Source organism: Massilia consociata (assembly GCF_042432755.1).
Lineage (GTDB): Bacteria > Pseudomonadota > Gammaproteobacteria > Burkholderiales > Burkholderiaceae_D > Telluria > Telluria consociata.
This window is the reverse complement of sequence record NZ_JBHLWP010000006.1, coordinates 224,000-239,080: the sequence shown is the minus strand read 5'-3', so window position 1 is coordinate 239,080 and position 15,081 is coordinate 224,000. Positions and strand designations below refer to the sequence as shown.

Sequence of the window (15,081 nt, the reverse complement as noted above, 5' to 3'; positions counted from 1 at the left end):
GGCCGGAACTTCTGCATGACCTTCACCGCCCTCGTTTTCCTTGCCCTTGCCATGTCGACCGACGCCTTTGCCGCGGCGATCGCCAAGGGCGCCGCCCTGCGCACCCCGACGCTGCCGCAAGCCTTGCGCATCGGCCTGCTGTTCGGCTGCATCGAGACCATCACGCCGCTGATCGGCTGGGCGCTCGGCTCGCTGGCGGCCGACGCCATCCGCCAGTGGGACCACTGGATCGCCTTCTTCCTGCTGCTGGGCCTGGGCGTGCGCATGATCTGGCTCTCGTTCGGCGAGGACGAGGAGGAAGAGCAGGGCGCTGCGCAGAACCTGCTGGTGCTGGTGCTCACGGCGGTCGCCACCAGCATCGATGCGATGGCGGTCGGGGTCGGACTGGCCTTCGTCGAGGTCTCGATCGTGCACGCCGCCCTTGCCATCGGCGTGGCGACCACCGTGATGGTGACCGTCGGCGTGCTGCTCGGGCGCCGGCTGGGCGCTGCCGTGGGACGCAATGCCGAACGCATCGGCGGCGTGGTGCTGGTGCTGGTCGGTACCGCCATCCTGATCGAACACCTGCAACATTGAGAATGCTAATAGGAATTATTATCATTTACTGCTAGAATCTCGACAGTTTTCTTTCTGTCATCTGTCATTCTTTCTAGGAGTGTCCATGTCGAGCCGTTCCCTGCGCGCCGTACCGTTCCGTCCCTCCACCCTGGCGCTCGCGCTGGCGCTCGCCCACGGGGCGGCATGGGCGGACGACGGGCCCGACAAAGCGGCAGCCGATATGCACCAGGTGGTGGTGACGGCATCGGGGTTCGAGCAGCGCATGCGCGACGCGCCGGCCTCGATCACGGTGATCACGCGCGACGAACTGGAGCAGGGCCGTTTCGGCAACCTGACCCAGGCCCTCGAAAGCGTCGAGGGCATCGACGTCGGCGCGGCGGCGGACAAGACCGGCGGCATGAACATCAGCATGCGCGGCATGCCGAGCGACTACACGCTGGTGCTGATCGACGGGCGCCGCCAGAACTCGGCGGGCAATGTCACGCCGAACGGCTTCGGCGGCACCCAGACCAGCTTCATGCCGCCGCTGGGCGCGATCGAGCGCATCGAGATCATCCGCGGGCCGATGTCGACGCTGTACGGGTCGGACGCGATGGGCGGCGTGGTGAACATCATCACGCGCAAGGTCGGCAAGCGCTGGTCGGCGGCCCTGTCGGCCGACTATACCGTGCAGGAAGAAGCGGCCTTCGGCGACGTGCGCGCCGCCAAGTTCTACCTCAACGGCCCGCTGGCGGCCGACGTGCTCGGGCTGGCGCTGCGCGGCAGCACCCAGCGCCGCGCCGCCTCCAGCATCCGCTACGCCACCGACGCCGGCGCCGAGATCGCGCCGACCATGGGCGCCAACCCGGTGGAATCGGAACTCAAGAACCTGGGCGCGCGCCTGACCTTCGCGCCAAATAGCTACCACGCGCTCACCCTGGATGCCGACGCCAGCCGCCAGGCCTACGACAATTCGCGCGGCCAGCTCGGCACCCAGTCGGTGCAGGGCGGCTACGGTCCGCAGCAGAAGTACAACCGCGACCAGCTCACCGCCGCCTACCGCGGCCGCTTCGACTTCGGCACCTGGGACAACAGCTACATGGTGAACGAGACCGAGACCATCGGCCGCACCATCCCGCCGGGCACGCCGGGCGCCGTCGCCGGCAGCCCGCGCGTGCTGGAAGTCAAGAGCAAGGTGTTCGACACCAAGCTGCTGCTGCCCTGGGGCAGCCACCTGACCACGATCGGCGCCCAGTGGTGGGACGCGTCGATGCAGGACGGCGTGGCGCCGGGGCGCTTCGAATTCACCCAGAAGGCCGTGTTCCTCGAGGACGAGTGGCGCATCGTCGACGCCTTCGCGCTGACGCTGGGCGCGCGCCATGACCGCCACAGCATCTTTGGCGGCCAGACCAGCCCGCGCGCCTATGCGGTGTGGAACGCCTCGCCGCACTGGACCGTCAAGGGCGGTGTCAGCCGCGGCTACAAGACCCCGCGCGTGGAGCAGCTGACGCCGGGCATCAACGGATTCGGCGCACAGGGCACCCTGCCGCTGGTCGGCAGCCCCGGCCTGAAGCCGGAAACGACTACCGCCACGGAACTGGGCGTGCATTTCGACAACGGCGCCGGCCTGCATGCGTCGGCCACGCTGTTCAACAACGAATTCCAGGACAAGATCACCAGCGGCACCGGGCTGCTCAACTGCAGCTTCGTGCGCGCCCCGAACCGCCTGGGCTGCGTCAGCTTCGGCAACTGGCCGAATGTCGATGCCTTCGGCCAGTCGGTCAACGTGGACGAGGCGGTCACGCGCGGCGTCGAACTGAGCACCCGCGTCCCGCTCGGCCGGGGATGGTCGGCCGATGCCAACTATACCTGGACCGAAAGCGAGCAGAAGAGCGGGACGAACGCCGGCATGCCGCTCACCGATACGCCCGAGCATGCGCTCAATGCGCGCCTGAACTGGAGCATCTCGCCGCAGTGGAAAACGTGGCTGCGCGCCGAAGTGCGCAGCGAGCGCTTCCGCGACCCGGGCACCACGGCGGCGACGCGCGCCGCCAAGGCGGCACTGGGCGACTACAAGGGCTATGGCATGCTGCACCTCGGCGCCAGCTACCAGCTGAGCAAGACAGTCTCGATGAACGCGGCCATCTACAACCTGCTGAACAAGGACTTCATCGACTACCGCCCGTACCGCGCGGCGGCGAGCGGCCCGCTGACCTACAGCAGCGTGTACGTGAACAACGGCGAAGGGCGCCGCCTCTGGCTGTCGGTGAACGTCGACCTGTAAGCGGGGTGGCGCAGCCGGCGCGCCTCAGTCGCGCCGGGCCGCCTCGATGGCCGCGACGTCGATTTTGCGCATCGTCATCATTGCCTCGAACACCCGCCTGGCCACCGCCGGGTCGGGATCGGCAAGGCCTTCGATCAAGACCCGCGGCGTGATCTGCCAGGACAGGCCCCACCGGTCCTTGCACCAGCCGCATGCACTTTCCTGGCCACCGTTGGCAACGATCACATGCCACAGGCGGTCGGTTTCTTCCTGGTCGTCGGTCGCGATCTGGAACGAGAACGCTTCGCTGTGCCTGAAAGCCGGACCGCCGTTCAGGCCGATGCAGGGGATGCCGGCCACGGTGAACGCGACCGTCAGGACGTCGCCCTGTTTCCCGGCAGGATAGTCGCTCGGCGCCCGGAAGACCTGGTGGACTGCGCTGTCGGGAAAGGTGGCTGCGTAGAACTGCGCGGCATCCAGGGCGCTACCGTCGAACCAGAGGCAAATCGTGTTTTTGCTGATCATGCCGTTTCTCCGATGGGGTAAGAGGGAATGTCAGCATAGCGCAGCCGGGAGCGTCCGGGCCACCGGCCTTGGGTATCAGCGCATCAGCACTTCGTTACGGAAACGCCAGGCATAGGTCTGGCCGACCTTGAGTTGTGCCGAATGATCCCGCAACTCCACCGTGAAGTTACCCAGCTCATCGCGGCGCACGCGCGCAATGGCGCGCGCGCATACCAGCGTGCCGCGCCGGATCTGCCAGAACCGGTCCGGGTCCAGCCCCGCAGCCAGTTCCTTGATCGGCATCCGCAGCAGGCCTTCGTCGGTGGCGCTGACCACGCGGGTGTACCGGGTATCCGACTCGAAGAACAGGACTTCCTCGATCGGGAACATCTTGATGACGTTGCCGACGGTGCTGCTGATCCAGCGGATGGTTTCCGCTTGCGCTGCCGGCCGCAGGCGCCGGTCGAGTTGTTCCAGTGCCTTGACCAGCTCCGCGGCATTGGTTCCGGTGGCCAGTTGCGCCCGCAAGCGCGTGACTGCCTGCTCTAGGCGCGCCCCGGCCACCGGCTTGACGAGGTAATCCACCGCGCCCAGGTCGAAGGCTTCGATCGCATGGCTGTCGTAGGCGGTGGTAAACACGACACGGCAGCTGCCGGCGCTTGCCTTTGCCACGTCCAGGCCGCTCATGCCGGGCATGCGGATATCGAGGAAGGCCACGTCCGGACGCAAGTCGGCAATGGCGGCAAGCGCTTCGTCGCCATCCTCGCAGGCCGCGACGATGGCGAGTTCGGGCCAGGCCAGCGCCAGCAGGCGCCGCAGTTCGGTGCGCTGCAGGTCTTCGTCGTCGGCAATCACGGCGGTGGGCATCTCAGGCTTCCTCTTCGGTCAATGTGCGCAGCGGCAGCACGATGCCGGCCGTCACGCCGCCCCCGGGATTGGCGTGCAGCGACAGCGCGGCTGTGCCGTCGTACAAGTGCTTCAGGCGTTCGCGGATATTGCTCAGGCCGATCCCGCTGCCGGCAGCGGCGCCGAAGCCGACGCCGTCGTCCGCCACCGTCACTTCCAGCATGCCGTCGCCATTGTCGCCCCCGGCGCCGGCGCGGTCGATGCGCGCGGCCGCCACGCGAATCCGGGCCGGACCCTTCTTCAGTTCGATGCCGTGCTTGACGGCGTTCTCGACCAGCGAAATCAGCATCAGCGGGGGAATGGCGGCGTTGCGCAATGCCGGTGCACATTCGACCTGCACGTCCAGGCGCGGCATGCGGGCCTGGATGATGCCGAGATAAGCCTGCACCGAGTCGAGCTGCGAACCGAGCGTGACGAATGTCCTGCTCCGGTCCGCGCGCAACTGCGGGATGGTCGAACGCAGGTAGTCGATCAGGTGGTCGATCATGACGATGCCCCGGTCCGGATCGGACAGCATGGCGGCGCGCACGCCCGACAGCGTATTGAACAGGAAGTGCGGCTCCACCTGGCTGGCCAGCACCGACAGTTGCGCCTCCACTTCGTTGCGCTGGTTCTTGTAGTGGTCCGCCTGGGCCTGCAGCGCGGCTTCGCGCAGCAATCTGCGCTGGCGGAAGTAGGCGACCAGGTCGAAGGGGCCGGCCAGCCACACCACCACGGGGATCCAGATGATCAGGTTGACCAAGCGATCGTCGCGGGCTTCTGCGATTTCCTGGGCCGTCGGCGCACGCCCCTGCGCCGGCTCGCCGCCGGTCCTGACGAACGGCGTCAGCGCCAGCGCCACGACCATGCCCAGCAGCAGGGCGCAGACGATGCCGGCAGCTTCGCGCCGCGGGCTCCAGCGGCGGCGGTGTACCACGACCGCCAGGGCGCGCCCGAGCATCAGGGCAGTCGCCACCACCAGCCAGAGCGCCGGGAAAGTCAGGTAGAAGCGCAGCAGGTGTTCTTCCGCCCTGGGCGGCGCCACCACCGCGGCGACCACCAGGATCACCAGCGCGAACAGGATGAGCGGCGTCCTGAAGGAACGCATGCGGTAGACGAACCAGGTCTTGCTGAAGATCGGGTACTGGTGCGCACGAGCGGACCAGCCCGCCAGGGTCGTGGCCATGCTGTGCGGCAGGGGCGCCTCGGTGGCTGTTTGCGCTCGTGCGATTTTTTCCATTTGGATATTTTACGCTGGGAGGCCTGTCCGATTTTTCTATTTCACTGTCGCCAGGATCCAATTGCTTACAGTATCTAGAGCGGCAGGCGCGAAGCTTTCCTCGATCGTGAAATACTCGGAAACTGCCCCGGTCGGTGCGGTCTGGAACAGGTGGTTCAACTTGGGTAGTTCCTGCACCACGGCCCGTGGGTTGTCCTTGAGCGCCGTGCGGATCGCACCGAGATTCATGGCGGCAGGTACCTGCATGTCGCGTTCGCCATTCAGTACCAGCACGGGCTGGCGCAGCGACCGCAGCACGGGACCGGGTTCATGCCTGAGGAAGGGATGGAACCAGGGTGTCGCCAGCTGCTGGAGCCGCCGTTTGGCGACGCCTGCGGGTAGCGTGCCATCGCGTTCGGCAGCGTCCGCGACCTGCCGAGCCTTGTCGATGGCGAGGTCAAGCTGCTGTTCCGAGGCCAGGGCGGCGAGCAGTGCGCGGTGGAATGCGCGTTCCCCGGCAATCTGGTCCTCGGGCATGCCGTTCGCCTTCGATCCGAGGGCAATCTGTTCGGCCATGAGCAGTTCGCCGCGCACGCCCGGCGCCGCCAGCATCACGACGAAGGCGAGGCCAGGATCGCGCGCCGCCACCAGCGGTGCAATGAGGCCCCCCTCCGAATGGCCGAGGATGCCGATCCGGCCGGGCGCGACGTCGGGACGGCTGCGCAGGAACTGCACGGCCGCTTCGGCATCGCCGGCGAAATCGAAGGTGGTCGCATCCTTGTAGGTGCCGGTCGACTTGCCGATGCCGCGCTTGTCGTAGCGCAGCACGGCGATGCCCTTGCGGGTCAGGTGGTCGGCCAGCACGAGAAACAGCTTATGCTCGAACACATTTGCATTGCGCTCGACGGGTCCGGAACCGTGCACCAGCACGACAGCGGGGAACGGTCCCTTGCCATGGGGGACGCTGAAGCTGCCCGCCAGGGTGAGCCCGGCGGCCGTGTTGGCGAAGCTGACTTCGCTGCTCGTATAGCCCGGCGCGCGTGCGGCGATAGCGTCTTCCTGCGGGCGCTTCGGTTTGCGGGCGTCGGCGTCGGTACGCGCGAGGACCAGGGGGACGGTCCGGCCCTGCTGGGTCCAGGTGCCTTCCCACACCTTGCCTTGCTGGTTCCAGCGCGCCGCATAGCCGGCATTGAGTGCGACCAGCCGGAAGCTGACCTGCTCTTCCGTCACCTGCAGCTGATCCACCTTCGTGCTCATGGCCTGTTGTGGAACAGCCATCGTGCCTTGCCATTGTCCTTCCGTCGTCCTGTCAAATTGCAGGAGCACATCCAGGGAATTGGCAATGCGGCCCTTCCAGTGGCCGGCAGCGTCTTCGGCATGGGCCGGGGGCATGGCGAGCAGCGCCGCCAGGCCGAACAGTATCGATTTCATGTCGTGTCCATCCTGTGTTTTTGGATGGACAACTTTACTCAGCCCCGTACGTCCCCGCAGCGAAATGGGATGAACCGCGATTCCGGCGACATGAAATCGGGCTGACCTGGCATGAATACGGAAGCGGGTGCCGGACGACCCTCAATCGAGGTCGGACGCGTCGTGCCGCTCCGGCACCTGCTCGCCCGGTTCGCCGCGCACGCGGTTGACCTTGCGGCCGCGGACGACGGCGGGGCGGGCCGCGATCTCGTCGGCCCAGCGGCGCACGTTCTTGTACTCGTGCACGGCGAGGAATTCGCCGGCCTCGTAGAGTTCGCCGCGCACCATGCCGCCGTACCAGGGCCAGATCGCCATGTCGGCGATCGTGTATTCGCTGCCGGCGACGTAGCGGTGGTTGGCTAGTTGGCGCTCCAGCACGTCGAGCTGGCGCTTGGTTTCCATCGCATAGCGGTCGATCGGGTATTGCAGCTTTTCCGGCGCATAGGCGTAGAAGTGGCCGAAGCCGCCGCCCACGAAGGGCGCCGAGCCCATCTGCCAGAACAGCCAGTTCATGGTCTCGACCCGCGCCACGCCGTCCTTCGGGAGGAAGGCGCCGAATTTCTCGGCAAGATAGACCAGGATCGAGCCCGATTCGAACACGCGTACCGGTTCCGAATTCGACCCCACTGCGCTGCGGTCGACCATGGCCGGGATCTTCGAGTTCGGATTGATCTCGACGAAGCCGCTCGAGAACTGCGCCCCTTCGTTGATCTTGATGAGCCAGGCATCGTATTCGGCCCCCGTGTGGCCGAGCGCCAGCAGCTCTTCCAGCATGATCGTCACCTTGACGCCATTCGGCGTGGCCAGCGAGTACAGCTGCAGCGGGTGCTTGCCGACCGGAAGCGCGGCCTCGTGGGTCGGCCCGGCAACCGGGCGGTTGATGTTGGCGAAGGTGCCGCCGGAAGAGGCGGGCGGGGTCCAGACTTTCGGTGGGACGTACGGGTCGGTCATCGGGGTCTCCTTGAACATGCCGGATGAAAGTTGTCATTCTAGCCGGGGGATGCCGAACACGTTTTCGCAAGCGGAAAAGATGGTTTGCCCGGCGCACCGCATGCCGGCGAGGAAAGACGTGTTACAGTTTTTGTGACCACATGAGGTCGGCAGGGAGATTGAGCCGGTGATTCGGAAAAAATGCGTCCACGACATGGAGAAGGTGCTGGATATCTGGCTGCGCGCATCGGTCCAGGCGCATGGTTTTATCGACGCAGCGTTCTGGCACGCACAGCGCGACAGCATGCGCACGCTGTATCTGCCCGTGGCGACAACTTATGTATTCGAGCGCGACGGTGCGGTAGCCGGGTTCTACAGTCTGCACGGCGACGTGCTGGCCGCGCTGTTCGTCGACCCGGACAGCCAGGCCGGGGGTATTGGCAGCCTGCTCCTGGCCGATGCCAAGACCCGCCGCAGCGTGCTCGAACTGAGCGTGTATTCGGCCAATCAGGCCGCCCGGCGATTTTATGCAAGGCATGGATTCGTCGCGTTCGGCGAACGGCCGGACGAGCACACTGGGCATCCGGAAACCCTGATGCGATGGCAGGCCTAGCCGGGGCCACAGTTGCTGCCGCCAGGCCCTAAAAGAAAACGGCCCGGCCGCCGAAGCGACCAGACCGTTCTTCCTGTCGGGATGCAGGCCGGCTTACACGTAAGCCGCCAGCGCACCCTTCATCTTCTTCAGCGCAGCCGATTCGATCTGGCGGATACGCTCGGCCGACACGCCGAACTCCTCGGCCAGCGTGTGCAGCGTGGCGCCCGAGCCGTCGTCGTTGGCCAGCCAGCGCGCTTCGACGATGCGGCGCGAACGCGGGTCCAGTTTCGACAGGGCGGTCTCCAGGCCTTCCGACTGCAGGCGGGTGACCTGCTCGGCCTCCAGCACCCTGGTCGGTTCCTGCTGGTCCGACGACAGGTAGGCGATCGGGGCGAACTTGTCGTCCTCGTCGTCGGTCGGCGATTCGAGCGCGATGTCGCGGCCCGACAGGCGGGTTTCCATCTCGATGACTTCTTCGCGCTTGACGTCGAGCATCTTGGCCAGTTCGTCCACCTGGGCTGGCGACATGGCGTCCAGGCCGGTCTTGTTGCTGCGCAGGTTGAAGAACAGCTTGCGCTGGGCCTTGGTCGTGGCGACCTTCACCAGGCGCCAGTTCTTCAGGATGTATTCGTGCATCTCGGCCTTGATCCAGTGCATCGCGTACGACACGAGACGCACGCCCTGGTTCGGGTCGAAGCGCTTCACTGCCTTCATCAGGCCGATGTTGCCTTCCTGGATCAGGTCAGCGTGCGGCAGGCCGTAGCCGAGGTAGCCGCGCGCGATCGACACCACCAGGCGCAGGTGCGACAGGACCAGTTTTTGCGCCGCTTCCAGGTCATTCTTTTCCCGCAGCGACTTGGCCAGCGAGATTTCTTCCTCGTGGGACAGCATCGGCAGACGGTTGACGGCCGAGATGTAGGCGTCGATGTTGCCGAGATTGCCGGTGAAACCAAGTCCCAGAGCACGACTTCCAGCTGGAACCAATGCGGATTGTGCGGACATATTCATTTCCCTCGTAGTAATCTTGCTGCATCCTCAATGTGCCACGGACCCATGCCGCGCGACAGCAGCGTTACCGCCTGTTACTGGATGCTTTCCTTGATTTTCTCTGTATTCGAGTCATATATTAGCACTCTCCTGGGGTGAGTGCTAGGCAAGCCATCGCTTTGCCGGAATCGATTAAGTTTGGCTAAAGTATTGCCTGAGAGAATCAAAAACCTGTCGTTTCCACTGTAGAGCAGACGACCTTGATTCGATTGATTCAGCTCAAAAATGAGCCCAGAAGTACTGGAAAACCGCCTTGAAGACAGGTTAAAGGCGCGTCTTGACGCCTTCTGTTGGATGGCGCACGTTCGCTGGGGACGCTCTGTAGGATTTCAACCCGTCTGAGCGTAGGGAGGGACGGCTAAGCAGTTTCGCCAGAGGGCGCAAACCTTGTTGCAGGGTGGACGGCGCGTCCCTCCACCCTGCGGTCAGGTCAGGTCAACGTACCCGCGCCAGGTGGCGCTGCACCGACAGCATGGCGCCGATCAGGCCGAGTCCGGCGCTGATCGCCAGCACGCCGGCCATTTCCAGGGCGCCGAGCGGCGCCAGCTGGAACGCGGACTCGTACAGGCGTGCGAAGTCGGCGATGGCGCCGTTCAGGGGCGCCAGTCCCAGCGCCACCACGCCCAGCGCCACGGCGCCGGCGCACAGGCCGAGCAGGGCGCCCGTGTAATAGAACGGACGGTGGATGAAGTTGTCCGTCGCGCCCAGCAGCTTGGAAACGGCGATCTCTTCCTTCTGCGTCAGCACCTGCAGGCGGATCGTGTTGAACACGACCGCGATGACGACGATGCCGAGCGTGATGGCCAGCAGCAGCAGGGCCAGGCGCAGGACGTTCAGGGCCGCGGCGAGGCGCTTGACCCAGACCGAATCCACCTGCACCACATCGACGCCCGGCAGGGAGCGCAGTTGCTCGACCATGGCATCCACCTGGCCCGCGGCGCCGCTGCCGCCGAGCGTCATCTTGTAGCTGTCGGGCAGCGGGTTTTCCCCGAGCGTATCGATCACGTCGCCCAGGCCGCTCGTTGCCTTCATCGCGGCCAGCGCTTCCTCGCGCGGGACGAATTCGACATCCGCGCGCCCGCCCGTGGCGGCGATCGCCCGGATCTGCGGCGCCAGCGCGGCGGCTTCCTCGCGGGTGGCCTCCAGCTTCATGAACAGGCTGATCTCGGGATCGACCGACAGCTGTTGCGACAGCGGCCGCACGTTGTCGAGCAGGGTGATGCCGGCAAAGGGCAGGGTCAGCGCCAGGGCGATGACGACCACGTTGAACAGGAAGCTCCCGGGCGCCTTGCGCACGGTGGACAGCGCCGCGCCGAGCGCGAAGCGGTGCTGGCGGAACCACGGGCTCATACGGCGCCTCCGGGGCGGGCTGCATCGACAAGCTGTCCCTGTTCGAGGCGGATCACGCGCGCCGCGGCGCTGTCGAGCACCTGGTCGTCGTGGGTCGAGATCACGCAGGTCACGCCCACGGCATTGAAGGCGCGCAGCGCGTCGAGCACCTTGTCGGCCGCCACGCGGTCGAGGTTCGCGGTCGGTTCGTCGGCCAGGATGATCTGCGGGCGGTTGACGATGGCGCGCGCGACCGCCACGCGCTGCTGTTCGCCGCCGGACAGCTCCAGCGGCATCGCCCTGGCGCGCTCCAGCAGGCCGACCTTGTCGAGCGCCGCGCGGGCGCGCTGCTCGGCCTGCGCCCTGGGGGCGCCGGTGACGAGCAGTGGCAGCATCACGTTGCCGAGGATGTTGCGGTCGTTGAGCAGGCGCTGGTGCTGGAAGATCAGTCCCAGGTTACGGCGCAGGAAGGGGATGCCGGCCTTGCCGATGCGGCCGATGTCCTGGCCGTTGACGGTCACCGTGCCGCTGGTGGGACGCTCGACGGCGGCCACCATCTTCATCAGGGTCGACTTGCCGGCGCCGGACGGGCCGGCCAGGTAGACCAGCTCGCCCTTGGCGATGTCGAGGGACACGTCGCGCAGCGCGTAGGCATCGGTGGAATATTGTTTGGAGACGGACTGGAACTCGATCATGGGTGCCGTTCTGTTTAACCGAGCAAGGCGTCGACGAATTCTTCGGCGTCGAACGGCTGCAGGTCGTCCAGCTTCTCGCCCACACCGATGAAGTACACCGGCACCGGGCGGGTACGCGCGATCGCCGCCAGCACGCCGCCCTTGGCGGTGCCGTCCAGCTTGGTGATGATCAGGCCGGTCAGCTGCAGCGCATCGTCGAAGGCCTTTACCTGCGCCAGCGCGTTCTGGCCGGTATTGCCGTCGATGACGAGCAGGGTCTCGTGCGGCGCGCTTTCCATGCCCTTGCCGATCACGCGCTTGATCTTCTTGAGCTCTTCCATCAGGTGCAGCTGGGTCGGCAGGCGGCCGGCCGTGTCGACCATGACCACATCCACGCCCTTCGCCTTGCCCGACTGCACTGCGTCGAAGGCGACGGCGGCCGGGTCGCCCGACTGCTGCGAGATCACGGTGACGTTGTTGCGCTGGCCCCAGACCATCAGCTGCTCGCGCGCGGCGGCGCGGAAGGTGTCGCCGGCGGCCAGCAGCACCGACTGGTCGAAGCGCTGCATGTGCTTGGCCAGCTTGCCGATGGTGGTGGTCTTGCCGGCGCCGTTGACGCCCGCGATCATCATCACGAGCGGCTCGTGGCGGCCGAGTTCGAGCGGCTTTTGCAGCGGCTGCAGCATCTCGATCATCAGTTGCTTGAGCGCGGCCTTGACGGCGGCAGCGTCGAGCAATTTCTCTTCCTTGACCTTGCGGCGCAGGGCGGTGAGCAGGTGGTCGGTGGCGTCCATGCCGGCGTCCGACATCAGGAGCGCCGACTCGAGTTCCTCGTACAGGTCTTCGTCGATGCGCGCGCCGACGAACAGCAGCGACAGGTTGCTCGAGGTCTTGGACAGGCCGGCCTTCAGGCGCGCCATCCAGGAGCGCTTGCGCTCCGCCTCGGTGGTCGGGCGTTCGGCGGTTTCCGGGAACAGCTCCCCGGCGTCGGGCGTGCCCGGCGCAGCCAGCGGCGCGGTCGTGGAGACGGTAGGCAGCGCGCCGGGTACGAACATCGGCGCAGCCGGTTCGGATGCGGGTGCGCCAGGGACGGGAGCGGAGTCCGGCGCGCTCGGCGCGGCGACCTCGGTTTCCGGCTTCTTTCTTTTGAAGAAACTAAACATAGTGTGGGGGCGGATCCTGCGCTCAGTGCCGACTGGCGTCGGCGATGAAAAAAGTAGCGAATATTTTACCAGAGCAGCAAGACGATCCCGCCCTCGGTACCTACGCCGACGTTTGGAGATGCATCGAAGGAACTCCCTGTTGCGTGATTGATGAAACCGGCAGGCTACTCAACAGTGCGGAACTGGAAAACGATTGCGAACTGCGTTAAATTGAACACGGAGAGAGGAAACCTAAAAACCGAACAACGGGGACCAACCGTGAGAATCACGAATATCCTTAAGCGGCTCATCCATGGCGACGACGCCACGGGTGGCAGCGCCGCGGCTTTGCGCAACGTTATTGTGTGGGCGTTCATTGCCCTCGTCGCATTGTTCCTTACCAACTCGTCGAGCGAGGCGATCAGTTTCTTCGACAAACCGATCCCGCTGCCGGCCGAACTCGGCCTGGGCCAGTAGGGTGGCCGGCTCTGCCGGCCGCGCGTTCAGCTTACGTATGAACAAGCATCGCCGCTCATCGTAAGCCGGTTGAGCGCGCGCACGGCCAAGCCGTCCACCCTGCAAACGATGCGGGATCAGCGGCCGGCCTTGGCCGCTTCCGCCGCCTTGCGGATGGTTTCGAGCGACGCGTTCGGCGTGATGAGGTTGCCGTCGTAGCGCAGTTCGATGACTGCCGGCATCTTGCGCTCGTTCGCATGTGCCAGCGCGCGCTGCAGGGCCGGTGCGAACTCCTCGGTCTTCTCGACCACCTCACCGTGGCCGCCATAGGCGCGCGCCAGGGCGGCGAAATCCGGATTGTGCAGGCTCGTGCCCGACACGCGGCCCGGGTAGTCGCGTTCCTGGTGCATGCGGATCGTGCCGAACATGTTGTTGTTAAAGACCAGCACCACGACGCCGGCTCCATACTGTACGGCGGTCGCCAGTTCCTGCCCCGTCATCATGAATTCGCCGTCGCCGGCAAAGGTCACGACCGTGCGCTGCGGGTCGGCGATCTTGGCCATCACGCCGGCCGGCACCGCATAGCCCATGGCGCCGTTGGTCGGCGCGAGCTGCGTGCGCTTGCCGCCGTAGCGGTAGAAGCGGTGCGCCCAGGTCGCGTAGTTGCCGGCGCCGTTGGTGATGATGGTGTCGCGCGGCGCCTGGCGCATCAGTTCCTGCACCACTTCCCACAGGTCGAGCGGGGCGCCGCCTTCGCGGAAGATCGGCGGATGCGCCTGCCAGGCGGCCAGGTCGGCTTTCGCTTCCTCGACAGTATTTTTCCATGCCGTCGCGTCGACCGGCTCCATCGCGGCCAGCATGGCGCACACCTGCGGCGCGCCGCTGGCGATCATCAGGTCGGCCTGGTAGACGCTGCCCAGTTCATCCGGGTCGGCGTGGATGTGGACCAGGCGCTGGCGCGGCACCGGCGACGACAGCAGCGAGTAGCCGCTGGTGGTCATCTCGCCCAGGCGCGGGCCGATGGCGATGACCAGGTCCGCTTCCTTCACGCGCGCGGCCAGCTTCGGGTTGATGCCGATGCCGACGTCGCCCACGTAGTTCGGGTGTGCGTTGTCCAGCAGGTCCTGGAAGCGGAAGGTGCAGCCCACCGGCAGGTGGTTGGCTTCGGCAAAGCGTGCCAGGTCGGCGCAGGCCTGGTCGGTCCAGGAGCCGCCGCCGAGCAGCACGATCGGGCGCGCAGCTTGCGCCAGCATGCCGCGCAGCGTAGCGATCTGCGCCGAGGAGGGCGCCGCCTGCACCGGCTGGTAGCGGCGCGCATCGGCGACCGCCGCTTTGGTCACCAGCATGTCCTCGGGCAGCGCCAGCACCACCGGGCCGGGGCGGCCGCTGGTGGCGACCTGGAAGGCGCGCGCGATGTATTCGGGAATGCGGTCGGCGCGGTCGATCTGGGTCACCCACTTGGCCATCTGTCCGAACATGCGGCGGTAGTCGATTTCCTGGAAGGCCTCGCGGTCGATGAAGTCGCTGCCGACCTGGCCGATGAACAGGATCATCGGGGTCGAGTCCTGGTAGGCGGTATGCACGCCGATCGAGGCGTTGGTGGCGCCCGGGCCGCGGGTGACGAAACAGATGCCCGGCTTGCCGGTGAGCTTGCCGTAGGCCTCGGCCATGAACGCCGCGCCGCCTTCCTGCCGGTTGATCACGAAGCGGATATCCGAATCGTGCAGGGCGTCCAGCACGTCGAGATAGCTTTCGCCGGGCACGCCGAAGGCAGTGTCCACGCCGTGGGTATGGAGCGCATCGACCAGGATCTGGCCGCCGGTGCGGGAAGGGTGGGTCATGGTTGGGTCTCGTCCTTGATGGTTTTGCTATCCAAACATTCTATGTGGATGAGGTGGGGAAGGATTTTGAAATGGCGACACGAAATTTCAGAAAACGTGGTGCAAGCTTGACCTTGGTGGAACGCGACAGAATTGGATCCCCGCCTGCGCGGGGACGACGGGTTTATGGCTGAAGGCCGCGAACGCTTC

At 66.0% G+C, this 15,081-nt stretch carries 15 protein-coding genes; 5 read left to right on the top strand and 10 right to left on the bottom strand.

Features of this window, described 5'->3' with window-relative positions; translation table 11 throughout:
- The first annotated feature begins 15 nt into the window (after nt 1–15).
- Complete coding sequence (locus ACFFJK_RS05185; protein WP_379678072.1) at nt 16–576, top strand: manganese efflux pump MntP; 561 nt, start codon at nt 16–18, stop codon at nt 574–576.
- Between the two features lie 85 nt (nt 577–661).
- Nucleotides 662–2,821 carry a TonB-dependent receptor domain-containing protein gene (locus ACFFJK_RS05180; RefSeq protein ID WP_379678071.1) on the top strand — a complete coding sequence of 720 codons (2,160 nt, stop codon included), beginning with the start codon at nt 662–664 and terminating at the stop codon, nt 2,819–2,821.
- A gap of 24 nt (nt 2,822–2,845) precedes the next feature.
- Here the strand turns inward: ACFFJK_RS05180 and ACFFJK_RS05175 are convergent, their stop codons facing one another.
- The 5 genes from ACFFJK_RS05175 to yghU all read right to left on the bottom strand — a co-directional run bounded on the left by ACFFJK_RS05175 (nt 2,846) and on the right by yghU (nt 7,829).
- Nucleotides 2,846–3,325 carry a VOC family protein gene (locus ACFFJK_RS05175; RefSeq protein ID WP_379678070.1) on the bottom strand — a complete coding sequence of 160 codons (480 nt, stop codon included), beginning with the start codon at nt 3,323–3,325 and terminating at the stop codon, nt 2,846–2,848.
- A 75-nt stretch (nt 3,326–3,400) separates the two neighbouring features.
- Complete coding sequence (locus tag ACFFJK_RS05170) at nt 3,401–4,171, bottom strand: LytR/AlgR family response regulator transcription factor (protein WP_379678069.1); 771 nt, start codon at nt 4,169–4,171, stop codon at nt 3,401–3,403.
- A 1-nt stretch (nt 4,172) separates the two neighbouring features.
- Nucleotides 4,173–5,375, bottom strand: coding sequence for a sensor histidine kinase (locus tag ACFFJK_RS05165; protein ID WP_379678068.1), 1,203 nt, complete (start codon nt 5,373–5,375; stop codon nt 4,173–4,175).
- A 90-nt stretch (nt 5,376–5,465) separates the two neighbouring features.
- Nucleotides 5,466–6,839 carry an alpha/beta hydrolase family protein gene (locus tag ACFFJK_RS05160; protein ID WP_379678067.1) on the bottom strand — a complete coding sequence of 458 codons (1,374 nt, stop codon included), beginning with the start codon at nt 6,837–6,839 and terminating at the stop codon, nt 5,466–5,468.
- 141 nt (nt 6,840–6,980) lie between these two features.
- Nucleotides 6,981–7,829 (bottom strand): glutathione-dependent disulfide-bond oxidoreductase, encoded by an 849-nt coding sequence (gene yghU / locus ACFFJK_RS05155; protein ID WP_379678272.1) that lies wholly within the window; start codon nt 7,827–7,829, stop codon nt 6,981–6,983.
- A gap of 193 nt (nt 7,830–8,022) precedes the next feature.
- Between yghU and ACFFJK_RS05150 the strand changes: the two genes are divergently transcribed.
- Complete coding sequence (locus ACFFJK_RS05150) at nt 8,023–8,421, top strand: GNAT family N-acetyltransferase (protein WP_379678066.1); 399 nt, start codon at nt 8,023–8,025, stop codon at nt 8,419–8,421.
- Between the two features lie 93 nt (nt 8,422–8,514).
- Here the strand turns inward: ACFFJK_RS05150 and rpoH are convergent, their stop codons facing one another.
- The 4 genes from rpoH to ftsY form a co-directional block, all read right to left on the bottom strand.
- On the bottom strand, nt 8,515–9,405 hold the full coding sequence (rpoH, locus tag ACFFJK_RS05145; RefSeq protein ID WP_379678065.1) for an RNA polymerase sigma factor RpoH: 891 nt from the start codon (nt 9,403–9,405) through the stop codon (nt 8,515–8,517).
- A 480-nt stretch (nt 9,406–9,885) separates the two neighbouring features.
- Nucleotides 9,886–10,800, bottom strand: a complete 915-nt coding sequence (ftsX, locus tag ACFFJK_RS05140; protein ID WP_379678063.1) for a permease-like cell division protein FtsX — start codon at nt 10,798–10,800, stop codon at nt 9,886–9,888.
- Nucleotides 10,797–11,474 carry a cell division ATP-binding protein FtsE gene (locus tag ACFFJK_RS05135; RefSeq protein WP_379678060.1) on the bottom strand — a complete coding sequence of 226 codons (678 nt, stop codon included), beginning with the start codon at nt 11,472–11,474 and terminating at the stop codon, nt 10,797–10,799. The genes ftsX and ACFFJK_RS05135 overlap by 4 nt, the downstream gene beginning before the upstream one ends.
- A gap of 14 nt (nt 11,475–11,488) precedes the next feature.
- The gene (ftsY, locus tag ACFFJK_RS05130) at nt 11,489–12,616 is read right to left on the bottom strand and encodes a signal recognition particle-docking protein FtsY (RefSeq protein WP_379678059.1); all 1,128 of its coding nucleotides are present in this window, start codon (nt 12,614–12,616) and stop codon (nt 11,489–11,491) included.
- A 44-nt stretch (nt 12,617–12,660) separates the two neighbouring features.
- Here ftsY and ACFFJK_RS05125 point away from each other — a divergent pair, with 44 nt between their 5' ends.
- Both ACFFJK_RS05125 and ACFFJK_RS05120 read left to right on the top strand, forming a co-directional pair.
- Entirely contained in the window at nt 12,661–12,825 is a 165-nt protein-coding gene (locus ACFFJK_RS05125) for a hypothetical protein (RefSeq protein WP_379678058.1), read from the top strand.
- A gap of 49 nt (nt 12,826–12,874) precedes the next feature.
- Nucleotides 12,875–13,072 (top strand): hypothetical protein, encoded by a 198-nt coding sequence (locus tag ACFFJK_RS05120; RefSeq protein ID WP_379678057.1) that lies wholly within the window; start codon nt 12,875–12,877, stop codon nt 13,070–13,072.
- Nucleotides 13,073–13,188: 116 nt separating this feature from the next.
- Here the strand turns inward: ACFFJK_RS05120 and ACFFJK_RS05115 are convergent, their stop codons facing one another.
- Nucleotides 13,189–14,892, bottom strand: a complete 1,704-nt coding sequence (locus ACFFJK_RS05115; RefSeq protein ID WP_379678056.1) for a thiamine pyrophosphate-binding protein — start codon at nt 14,890–14,892, stop codon at nt 13,189–13,191.
- Nucleotides 14,893–15,081 lie beyond the last annotated feature (189 nt).

Excerpts from the sequence above, each read along its gene's own strand:
- ACFFJK_RS05125 (WP_379678058.1), top strand. The coding sequence starts at position 12,661 with ATGAAAAAAGTAGCGAATATTTTACCAGAGCAGCAAGACGATCCCGCC.
- ftsY (WP_379678059.1), bottom strand. The coding sequence starts at position 12,616 with ATGTTTAGTTTCTTCAAAAGAAAGAAGCCGGAAACCGAGGTCGCCGCG.
- ACFFJK_RS05165 (WP_379678068.1), bottom strand. The coding sequence starts at position 5,375 with ATGGCCACGACCCTGGCGGGCTGGTCCGCTCGTGCGCACCAGTACCCG.
- ACFFJK_RS05135 (WP_379678060.1), bottom strand. The coding sequence starts at position 11,474 with ATGATCGAGTTCCAGTCCGTCTCCAAACAATATTCCACCGATGCCTAC.
- yghU (WP_379678272.1), bottom strand. The coding sequence starts at position 7,829 with ATGACCGACCCGTACGTCCCACCGAAAGTCTGGACCCCGCCCGCCTCT.
- rpoH (WP_379678065.1), bottom strand. The coding sequence starts at position 9,405 with ATGTCCGCACAATCCGCATTGGTTCCAGCTGGAAGTCGTGCTCTGGGA.
- ACFFJK_RS05150 (WP_379678066.1), top strand. The coding sequence starts at position 8,023 with ATGGAGAAGGTGCTGGATATCTGGCTGCGCGCATCGGTCCAGGCGCAT.
- ACFFJK_RS05180 (WP_379678071.1), top strand. The coding sequence starts at position 662 with ATGTCGAGCCGTTCCCTGCGCGCCGTACCGTTCCGTCCCTCCACCCTG.
- ACFFJK_RS05160 (WP_379678067.1), bottom strand. The coding sequence starts at position 6,839 with ATGAAATCGATACTGTTCGGCCTGGCGGCGCTGCTCGCCATGCCCCCG.
- ACFFJK_RS05115 (WP_379678056.1), bottom strand. The coding sequence starts at position 14,892 with ATGACCCACCCTTCCCGCACCGGCGGCCAGATCCTGGTCGATGCGCTC.
- ACFFJK_RS05185 (WP_379678072.1), top strand. The coding sequence starts at position 16 with ATGACCTTCACCGCCCTCGTTTTCCTTGCCCTTGCCATGTCGACCGAC.
- ftsX (WP_379678063.1), bottom strand. The coding sequence starts at position 10,800 with ATGAGCCCGTGGTTCCGCCAGCACCGCTTCGCGCTCGGCGCGGCGCTG.
- ACFFJK_RS05170 (WP_379678069.1), bottom strand. The coding sequence starts at position 4,171 with ATGCCCACCGCCGTGATTGCCGACGACGAAGACCTGCAGCGCACCGAA.
- ACFFJK_RS05175 (WP_379678070.1), bottom strand. The coding sequence starts at position 3,325 with ATGATCAGCAAAAACACGATTTGCCTCTGGTTCGACGGTAGCGCCCTG.